We start from the raw sequence: 8,780 nt of genomic DNA on the forward strand, positions 1-8,780 counted from the left end.
ACTTAAATATTTTGATTTTTTTATAATAAAAAATATTATTTTAACTAGATTATTAATAAAATCAACTTAATCTTTAACAAAAAAAAAAAAAACGATTTAAGCAACGCTTTTGTTTTATTTAGATAAAATCAGCAGAAATTTTTGTTTATAAGGAAAAAAAATGTCAAAAAGATGTGCGATAACTGGCAAAGGACCAATGGTAGGCAACAACGTGAGCCACGCCAACAATAAAACTAAAAGAAGATTTTTACCAAATCTTAGAACTATCCGTGTTACTCTAGAAGATGGCACAACAAGAAGAATAAAAGTTGCTGCTTCTACTCTAAGAACTATGAAAAAGCAGTCAAACTAAGAGATAAAATGAAGAGGAATTTATGTCTTTTCTCTCAAGACTTTTAAAATTCCTCAACTGGTCAAACTCCGCAAAACCAGAAATAAGCCTAGATACTGAGCTTTACGAACAACTAAAACCTTTTAGATTTCCACTAATTTCAGTCGTACTACTGTTACTTTTTGGAACACTGGGTTATATCTTTATAGATAACTTCTCTCTCATAGATGCCTTTTACCAAGCAGGTATGACCTTCACGACGGTCGGTTTTACAGAAGTTGCGCCCATAACTCCAAAGGGGCGAATTTTTACTATAACATTTATCCTTGTTGGCTTCATCATTTTTACGCTATCAATCGGTATCGTTGTAGAAGTTCTAAAAAGAGGCACATTAATTAGCATTTTAAAGGAAAGGCGCATGCTTTACAAGATCGCAAGACTAAAAAATCACTTCGTTATTTGTTATCACAACCTCTATACGATCGAGCTTAGCGCTCAGTTTCGTGAAAATCACATACCATTTGTAGTGGTTGATGACAGAGAAGATATCGCAGAAATAGCTCAAATTTACAAATATCCATACTTCATAAAAGCTCAGCCTCACACTCAAATCGCCTTTTTAAAAACGCATCTTTCAAGCGCAAAAGGACTAATCACTCTTAGCCCAAATATAGCTGACAATATCGCGCTTATCGCATCTGTTAGACTTTATGAAAAAGAGATAGGCCGCAAAAAACCTTACCATATCATCACAAACTCCGATAGTGAAGATGACACACAAAGGCTTAAAAAACTTGGTGCTGATAACGTAGTCAGCCCATCTCGCCTAGTCGCACAGCGTCTAAGTGCCATGAGCGTAAGACCTGATATGGAAAATTTACTCGAGCAATTTCTATATACAAAAAGTTCGCCTATCGATATAGAAGAAATTCTTGTGCCTGACTACTCTTGGATAAGGTTTAAAAGACTAAAAGAGACGCACCTAAGAAATATCACAAATGCAGACGTGGTAGGCATTAGAGATATAAATAATGTTTTTATCCCGATGCCAAATGGCGATACTCTAATTGGTACAGGCACAAAACTTTTAGTCATCGGCACAGTTGATGGTATCCGCTTTACAAAACGTCTAGTAAAGAGCAAACACAAGCCAGAAGAACTAAAATACGTTTAGTTTTTGCATTTTGTGATAAATTTGACTTAACCACTAAGCTTTTATAGATCTAAATTTAGATAGCCAAACATTTACAAAGCCTTGTTAGAATTTATAAATTTTTTACAGGAGCTACGTATGTTACACGAATACACTGCTCTCATAAACGAGTTGAAAAAAGTAGATGTTCATTTTGCCGCACTTTGCAAAAAAGCATGACGAGCTAAATGAAAAGATAGATAGCAAAGCAGCGCAAGCCTCTGAACTTGATGCCTTGAAAAAAGAAAAATTAAAACTAAAAGATGAAATTTACGCTCAAGTTTTAAAATACAAAGAGCAAAAATAAGAAAACCATTTCCAAACCATTTTTTGCTTTTAAATCTTGGTTTGGAAAAAATTATTTCTAATAAAAATAATTTTTTTACAAAAAACCTTGACAAATGGCATTAAAGTCTATATAATTACAACTCTTAAAAACATTGGGGTATCGCCAAGCGGTAAGGCAACTGGTTTTGGTCCAGTCATTCAGAGGTTCGAATCCTCTTACCCCATCCACTTTTAAAAATCCCAAATAACTCTTGTCGCGGAGTAGAGCAGTGGTAGCTCGTCGGGCTCATAACCCGAAGGTCGGCGGTTCAAATCCGTCCTCCGCAACCAAATACCAAGGACTTTTACCACCTTTTAACTAAACACCAACTCCCACACCATCACGTATATCATCAACATTTAGATGCACGTAATGTAGGCTACTTTTAATATCTGTGTGACCCATAAAAGCCATCAGTTTATGAGCATTAAATCCCTTCAAACTCACTAACCTAGAAGCCACTGTATGGCGTAATACGTAAAGTCCGTGAGTGTTGCTAGTCCCTAAATATCCAAGATGGTTTCTCACAGCCCACCACATACGATTTGCTGTATCGTGATTTAGGTAGGTTATAGGGCACTTATCAAGTGGTAAGTCTTTGCAGTTATTATAAGGTTAATTAAAGTGTCAAATTTATTTCGTTAACGTCAAGAGCATTGCTTTTTTGGTAGTTATGACATAACACTTTTATGTATCAATTAGCACGTTATGCGAATTTGTTTCATAAAGAGTTTAAATATTTTTGATTATGTTTTTAGCTATTTTTAAAATTTATTTTTAAATTTTTAACGATAGTTTTAATTTGTAAAATTTCATTAACCATCAAATTTGGTAGATAAATTTAAATTAACACAAGGCTTTTTATATCTTATCCGCGACACATCTAGCAAGTTCATCTGCATTATCGCCCAGATATTCATCACACCAAAAATCAATCTTCAAAATTTTTACTAACTCTTTTGAATTTTGCAAATCATCCAGCCAACGACCATCTATATAATCAACCTTTTTAACTTCTGAGAGTAGAATTTCTTGTGTTTTTAGCTCGTAAGTTTTTCTAATAAATATTGCATCATAATCATCCTCTTCTTGCGCATCATCAAAAGATCTGTACTTTTCTATACACTCTTCGTATCTCTTATACTCTTCATTGCCCTGGTATAGCAAATTTGCACTTTTCTCTAGCCTATGATTTATAAAGTCCATTAGCACTATATACTCTGGCACAGGACCGTTATTATCACTACTAAAATATCTTACAAGCTTGAAATCTTTTCCATCTAGCGCAAAAACATATTCCCAGTATCTGTACTTGTCATAACTATAGAAAAATTTTAGCTCACTATTTTTTATCTCTACTGCAAGCTCTGGTGGAAAATAAGCTCCGCCATCTTCATTTGGGCTCTCAAAGATATCTATCTTAGTTACTACAGCCTCATATTTGTCGCCATTTTAGAGCAAGATCATGATACCACGACGATTTTTATTTACTATTTAACACCATTTATCGTCCTTGGTACTCTCATCGCAACCATCACTAAAAGGTAAAAATTTTTCCTTAAATGTTTCTTGAATTACCACAACTACATCCTCTATGCCATCTTTATTTAGATCACCCTTGATGGCATCATATAGCTCGGTTTGTTTTGGCAATGATACTTTCACTGCCGCTAGCATCTTATTATCTAGCTTAGATAAATTCTCTATCTCATACTCATTGCCAGAAAAAGGTATGCTCATCTACTTTAGAGTTTTTAGCACAGAAGCTGATTTTGACGAGTTTATCTCTACATTACTCGTATTAATATCTTGAGCAAAGATAAAATGTAGTATTAAAAAAGGAATACAAATGAGAACTCCAAATTTAAACATTTTTATTCCTTTATCTTTATTTAAACCAAAATTTCTCTTTGTCCTTTTGCGTTTACAGGACTTAAAACGCCCATTTTTTCCATCTGCTCGATTATATTTGCAGCTTTGTTGTAGCCTATTTTTAAGCGTCTTTGTAGGTAGCTGATCGATGTTTTTTGCTCGCTTAAGATGATCTCTTTTGCCTCTTCATAAAGCTCATCAAGCTCATCTTCGCCTAGCGCACCAGCAGCCGAGCCTGCGCTAGAGCCCTCTTCTGCTAGAAATTTCTCATCGTAGATCACATCTTGCTGTTCTTTTAAGAAATTTACAATCGTTTCTATCTCTTTTTCGCTAGCAAATGGCGCATGAAGCCTGATCACACCAGGACTTCCAGGAGGCGTAAATAGCATATCTCCTCGCCCTAGCAAGCTCTCAGCTCCCATTTGATCAAGGATGACCTTACTATCGATCCTCTGCCCTACTCTATAGCTTATCCTGCTTGGTAAATTTGCCTTTATAAGGCCAGTCACTACATCGACACTTGGGCGCTGCGTCGCTACTATTAAGTGTATGCCACTAGCCCTTGCCATCTGTGCTAGACGGCCTATGTAAAGCTCCACGTCCTTGCCGCTAGTCATCATAAGATCGGCTAGCTCATCGATGATCACGACGATGTATGGGAACTGCTCGCCGCCCTCACTCTTCATCTTTTCATTGTAGCTTTCTATATTTTTTGTGCGAGTTTGGCTCATTATCTTGTATCTTCGCTCCATCTCAGCGACCATGTTTGAAAGCGCTGTGATCGCCTTTTTAGCCTCTGTGATAACAGGTGTCAAAAGATGTGGGATGTCGTTATATATGCTAAATTCAAGCATCTTTGGATCTATCATCATTAGGCGCAAAGTTTGTGGGCTATTTCTATAAAGCAAACTTAAAAGCATCGCGTTTATGCCCACACTCTTGCCAGATCCAGTTGTACCTGCGATTAGCAAATGTGGGAGCTTTTTAAGGTCGGTCACAAAAGGAGCGCCCACGATATCCTTACCAAGAGCCATAGTTAGCGGGCTGCTAGCATTTTTAAATATCTCACTCTCTAAAATTTCTTTTAGATAGATCGTCTCTAAATTTTGATTTGGTACCTCGATACCTACGACGTCTTTGCCAGGGATCGGCGCTTGGATACGGATAGTTTGAGCCTTTAGCGCCATCGCTAAGTCATCTTGCAAAGTGAGGATTTTACTCACCTTGATGTGCGGCGCTGGGCGAAACTCAAATGTCGTGACGATAGGTCCAGTGTAGGTTCGCACAACGTCACCATCTATCTTAAATTTACGCAGTTTATCGAGCAAATTTGAAATTTGCTGGTCGATCTCGGCCTCATTTATATTGTGCGAGCGCTTTGGAGGGTCGTTTAGAAATTTAAGTGGCGGCAAGACAAAGTCTTTTGGCTTTTCGACTTTGCCGCGCTCTATCTGATCAAGAAGTTTTTTGTTTTCAGCCACTTCATTTAAAATTTCAACCCCGCTTATAGTTGCAGGTCTGCTCTCTTGTGCCGGCTCCATCTCTGGCTCTGGTTCAAATTTTGGCTCACTATCTAAATTTGGCTCATCATCATTTAGCACCTGAGCGTCTATAAGCTCTTCTTCTTTTATCTCGTCGGCTTTTGACTTTTTGCGCTCTATCTTTGGTATCTGCCTTGCCCTTACCTCTTTTATGCTTCTGCTTTTTTCTTCATAGCTATTTGGCTCTTTATCTACAAAAGCCTTTCTTAAAACGATGATAAAATTTTCTCTAAAAGCAAGTCCAAGTGAGATGATAAATATCATAAGTATAGCAACCGCAGTGCCGATAGCGCCGATGACCTCTTTTAACGCTGAGACTATAAAGCCACCTATCACGCCGCTATTTGCTCCAGATGTTGTGAGAGCTTGAAACATCAAAAATGCGATAAAAAATAGAAAAATCCCAACTACAAACTGGGCAAAATCAAAGTCAAATTTCTTAAAATTTTTATATACAAAATAGCCTAGAACGATAAGTAAAAATGGATAAACATAGGCAATAAGTCCAAAATATTTAATATTAAAAACGCCAAGGCTTTGTCCAAGCGAGCCTACAAAGTCAGCAGTCGGAGCAGCCGTAGCGATACCAAAATATATAAAAAAACAAACAAAAATAGTAAATAATATATGTCTTAAAATTTTAGATCCTTTTATTAAAAAGGCTTATTATAGCATGCTTGAGTTTAATTTTTAAAAAATCAGCAAGCTATGCCTGCTGATTTATCATTTTAGTTTAGGTAGTTTAGCAAGCTTAGTTGATTTATCTTAGCGCTTGCTTGAAGAGTAGCTTGATATGAGAGTGAAAGCTGCGTAAATTTAAGGTATGACTCTGCATAGTCTGCGTCTATGACGTCATTTTTAACAGTTAGTACATTTACTTTCATAACCTCTGCACGCTGATTTGTCGCCGTTAGAAGCTTTGTTTGAGAGCCTATCTTTGTAAGCTCTTTATTTGCATGATCTACCAAGTGATCTAGCCTTTTTAAAGCGCCTTGCATGCCTGTATTTCGTGGGTCATGATTGTTAGCGTCTGCTCTGTAGTAGCCATTTCTAACGGCAAATATCATATCATCAAGGTCTTGAAAGACGCTTGTGCTTGGCTCATCGATAGTTAAAGCATTGTTTTCATTAAAGCTAAATACTGAGCCCTTGCCTTGAGGGTGACTTGCAGCGCCAGCGGTGTTTATGCTAGTGCTATCTCCGTCAAATATATCTCCATTTTTCGCATCATACATAGTAAGCTCTATATTTGTGACAGATTTTGTCTTGTCAGTTAGCACCATCCTGCCCTTATCGTCTAAATTTACCTCTACTGCGCCTTTAGTCTTTGATAAAGCGTCTTTATAGGCGTTGTAGTTTTGATCTCTTCTTACCTTTTCGATATCTGTATCAAAGTTTGCATTCTCTGCGTGTGGAGGATTTGGGATATTATCGCTTGCAGCCATTGCTACGATATCCATTAGCTGACGATATGTAAAGTCACTTGCATAGGTTCTGTAACTGCCAAATTCATCTGAGTTATAGACGGTCAAATTTCTAGTTGGAGATACCACACCAGCAGCAGTTGTTGATGTTATTTGAAACTGCACTGGGGTATTTACTCCACCTGCTTCACCCATTTTTACTTTGATGTCATACATTGTGCCAGTGATTGATTTTACTTGAAGACCTATCTCTTGATTATCTATATTGTAAAGCTCTCTCTTTCTTGCATCAACATCTTTTGGGTATAAATTTCTATTGTAACTCTCTTTTGTACCAGAAACCTCGCTTAGCTTTGTCTGATCGGTTGCAAACTCGCCCGTTCTTCTAGCTACTTGAGGTAAATTTGCGATTAGTTCATTGTCCTTTCGCTCAAATCTAACCTTGTCGTAGTCAAATGCGTTTGTTAAATTTCCATCTTTATCAAGATATTTGCTCTTTGTAAATTCAGTTATATGAACCGTTTTTGGCACAGCATTTGCCATATTTTCAAGGCTTTGTAGCGAATTTATCGTATCAAGTCTATTATTTGGAGCTATCGCACCACGATTTGCTGCCACAGAAGTAGCTGCAACCATGTGAAAGTCTATCGTTTGATTGCCTTTTGTGAGGTCTTTTATATTAAATTGTCCGTCGTTATTTATGCTCACATCAACAACTTTTGTCGTCTTTGTGTTGCCAAATTCCATGCCGATCTTCTCCATCAAACCAGCCATTGACGTATCGGCACTCATCTTAAATTTACTTGTAAATGTCGTGCCGTCTGGCTTTTTACCCTGCATGAAAAAGTATGTGTCAGGGAAATTTACATTTGAAGTATCCAAAAAGTCGAAATCTGGCTCGATCGTGCCTTTATAAGAGCCGTCACTGCCAACAACTGAGTCGCTAGCGTAGTTTAAACCGATCATATTTTTTATCTTGCTATTTTCATTAAGATATTTTGGCGCATAGGAGATGTCGGTTCTAGTTTGATCGGCTAGCATCACGTTTGTTGTTAAAATTTTGTTGTAGTCGCCATCTTTTCCTAAAAATAGATCAAATCCCGGGATATTGTAAGGAAGCTCTACCTGCGCGCCAGCTGAAGTTTTCATATAGTCGCGGTTGCCTTGATATTTGCCTGAGCCATCTATCGGCTTGGTATCTACGGCGCTACCTGAGAATAAAAACTGCCCATTTATAGAGGTATTTGCGATATTTACAAGGTGGTTTTTGATGCCTTGAAGGTCGTTTGCCAAAGCTTCAAGAGAGGTTGTGCTATGCACGTCGCTAGCTGCTTGAACGACTTTAGTTTTAAAATTTTCAAGCTGTTTTTCAAATTCTTTCAGTGCATTGTCTGTGTTTTTTGCAAAATTTACTGACTTACCAGTAGCATCAGCCACTTGAGTGAGAGTGGTCGCCTCATAATCAAGCCTCATAGCATCGTTATAAACCGCAGCACCGTCGTATGGATCTTGTATTTTAAGTCCGTTTGAGAGCTGCTGGTAGCTTTTATTTACGCCAACCATATTTTTTTGATAGTCGTGCAAAGTCTGACTAAAACGTAGTTGATTTGTAATTCTCATAATTTTTCCCTAAATTTTTATTCACTCTAAGCAAGAATAATTCCGCTTTGTGATATATCGGTGAAAATTTGATTTTTTTTAGTGCAAAAAAGTTTTATTGTATAATCTGCCAAAATTTACATATATAAAATAGGAAACAAAATGGCGTTAAAAATCCTCTTCTCACCAAGCGAAAGTAAAATTTCTCTAAATACAAATGATAAATTTGATGGTAAAAATTTGATATTTCCCAAGCTTTTTAGCAAAAGGGCTGAAATTTTAAATAAATATGATGAGTTTTTAAAAAGCGCAAATTTAGACCAGATAAAAAAACTTTTTGGACTAAAAGAGCTTGAAGATAGCAAGCAGCTGCGAGAAAGCCTTTTTCAAAAAGGCAGTATAAAAGCTATCTTAAGATATGACGGCGTTGCCTACAAGCACCTAAACTACCGCGGGCTAAGCGATGATGCTCAAAAATATATAGATAATAATG

At 37.0% G+C, this 8,780-nt stretch carries 9 protein-coding genes and 2 tRNA genes; 6 read left to right on the plus strand and 5 right to left on the minus strand.

Going from position 1 to position 8,780, the window contains the following annotated elements; all coding sequences use genetic code 11:
• Window positions 1–160 precede the first annotated feature (160 nt).
• The 5 genes from rpmB (at window position 161) to CYO90_RS00725 (ending at window position 2,141) form a co-directional block, all read left to right on the plus strand.
• Window positions 161–352 carry a 50S ribosomal protein L28 gene (gene rpmB / locus CYO90_RS00705; RefSeq protein ID WP_002942221.1) on the plus strand — a complete coding sequence of 64 codons (192 nt, stop codon included), beginning with the start codon at window positions 161–163 and terminating at the stop codon, window positions 350–352.
• A gap of 22 nt (window positions 353–374) precedes the next feature.
• A complete protein-coding gene (locus CYO90_RS00710) occupies window positions 375–1,505 on the plus strand; it encodes a potassium channel family protein (protein ID WP_103578076.1) in 1,131 nt (376 codons plus the stop codon).
• A 163-nt stretch (window positions 1,506–1,668) separates the two neighbouring features.
• Complete coding sequence (locus tag CYO90_RS00715) at window positions 1,669–1,830, plus strand: DUF465 domain-containing protein (RefSeq protein WP_258030609.1); 162 nt, start codon at window positions 1,669–1,671, stop codon at window positions 1,828–1,830.
• A 134-nt stretch (window positions 1,831–1,964) separates the two neighbouring features.
• Window positions 1,965–2,039 (plus strand) — tRNA-Gln (locus CYO90_RS00720).
• Window positions 2,040–2,066: 27 nt separating this feature from the next.
• Window positions 2,067–2,141: transfer RNA gene (locus tag CYO90_RS00725), tRNA-Met, on the plus strand.
• 28 nt (window positions 2,142–2,169) lie between these two features.
• On the opposite strand, the gene CYO90_RS00730 is transcribed toward CYO90_RS00725, so the two are convergent.
• From CYO90_RS00730 to CYO90_RS00750, 5 genes are all read right to left on the minus strand, one after another.
• Entirely contained in the window at window positions 2,170–2,424 is a 255-nt protein-coding gene (locus CYO90_RS00730) for a site-specific integrase (RefSeq protein ID WP_258030610.1), read from the minus strand.
• 288 nt (window positions 2,425–2,712) lie between these two features.
• Window positions 2,713–3,078, minus strand: a complete 366-nt coding sequence (locus CYO90_RS00735; protein ID WP_141090527.1) for a hypothetical protein — start codon at window positions 3,076–3,078, stop codon at window positions 2,713–2,715.
• 267 nt (window positions 3,079–3,345) lie between these two features.
• On the minus strand, window positions 3,346–3,591 hold the full coding sequence (locus CYO90_RS00740; protein WP_009293932.1) for a hypothetical protein: 246 nt from the start codon (window positions 3,589–3,591) through the stop codon (window positions 3,346–3,348).
• Window positions 3,592–3,743: 152 nt separating this feature from the next.
• Complete coding sequence (locus CYO90_RS00745) at window positions 3,744–5,861, minus strand: FtsK/SpoIIIE family DNA translocase (protein ID WP_103578078.1); 2,118 nt, start codon at window positions 5,859–5,861, stop codon at window positions 3,744–3,746.
• A gap of 131 nt (window positions 5,862–5,992) precedes the next feature.
• Window positions 5,993–8,308 (minus strand): flagellin, encoded by a 2,316-nt coding sequence (locus tag CYO90_RS00750; protein WP_103578079.1) that lies wholly within the window; start codon window positions 8,306–8,308, stop codon window positions 5,993–5,995.
• Between the two features lie 141 nt (window positions 8,309–8,449).
• Here CYO90_RS00750 and yaaA point away from each other — a divergent pair.
• Window positions 8,450–8,780: peroxide stress protein YaaA (yaaA, locus tag CYO90_RS00755; protein ID WP_141090528.1), on the plus strand; the 331-nt coding region annotated here is incomplete at its 3' end.

The sequence above is a fragment of the Campylobacter concisus genome, assembly GCF_002913745.1.
Lineage (GTDB): Bacteria > Campylobacterota > Campylobacteria > Campylobacterales > Campylobacteraceae > Campylobacter_A > Campylobacter_A concisus_R.

Bases quoted from the DNA above. Each gene is read 5' to 3' on its own strand.
- rpmB (WP_002942221.1), top strand. From the start codon at position 161: ATGTCAAAAAGATGTGCGATAACTGGCAAAGGACCAATGGTAGGCAAC.
- CYO90_RS00710 (WP_103578076.1), top strand. From the start codon at position 375: ATGTCTTTTCTCTCAAGACTTTTAAAATTCCTCAACTGGTCAAACTCC.
- CYO90_RS00715 (WP_258030609.1), top strand. From the start codon at position 1,669: ATGTTCATTTTGCCGCACTTTGCAAAAAAGCATGACGAGCTAAATGAA.
- CYO90_RS00740 (WP_009293932.1), bottom strand. From the start codon at position 3,591: ATGAGCATACCTTTTTCTGGCAATGAGTATGAGATAGAGAATTTATCT.
- CYO90_RS00750 (WP_103578079.1), bottom strand. From the start codon at position 8,308: ATGAGAATTACAAATCAACTACGTTTTAGTCAGACTTTGCACGACTAT.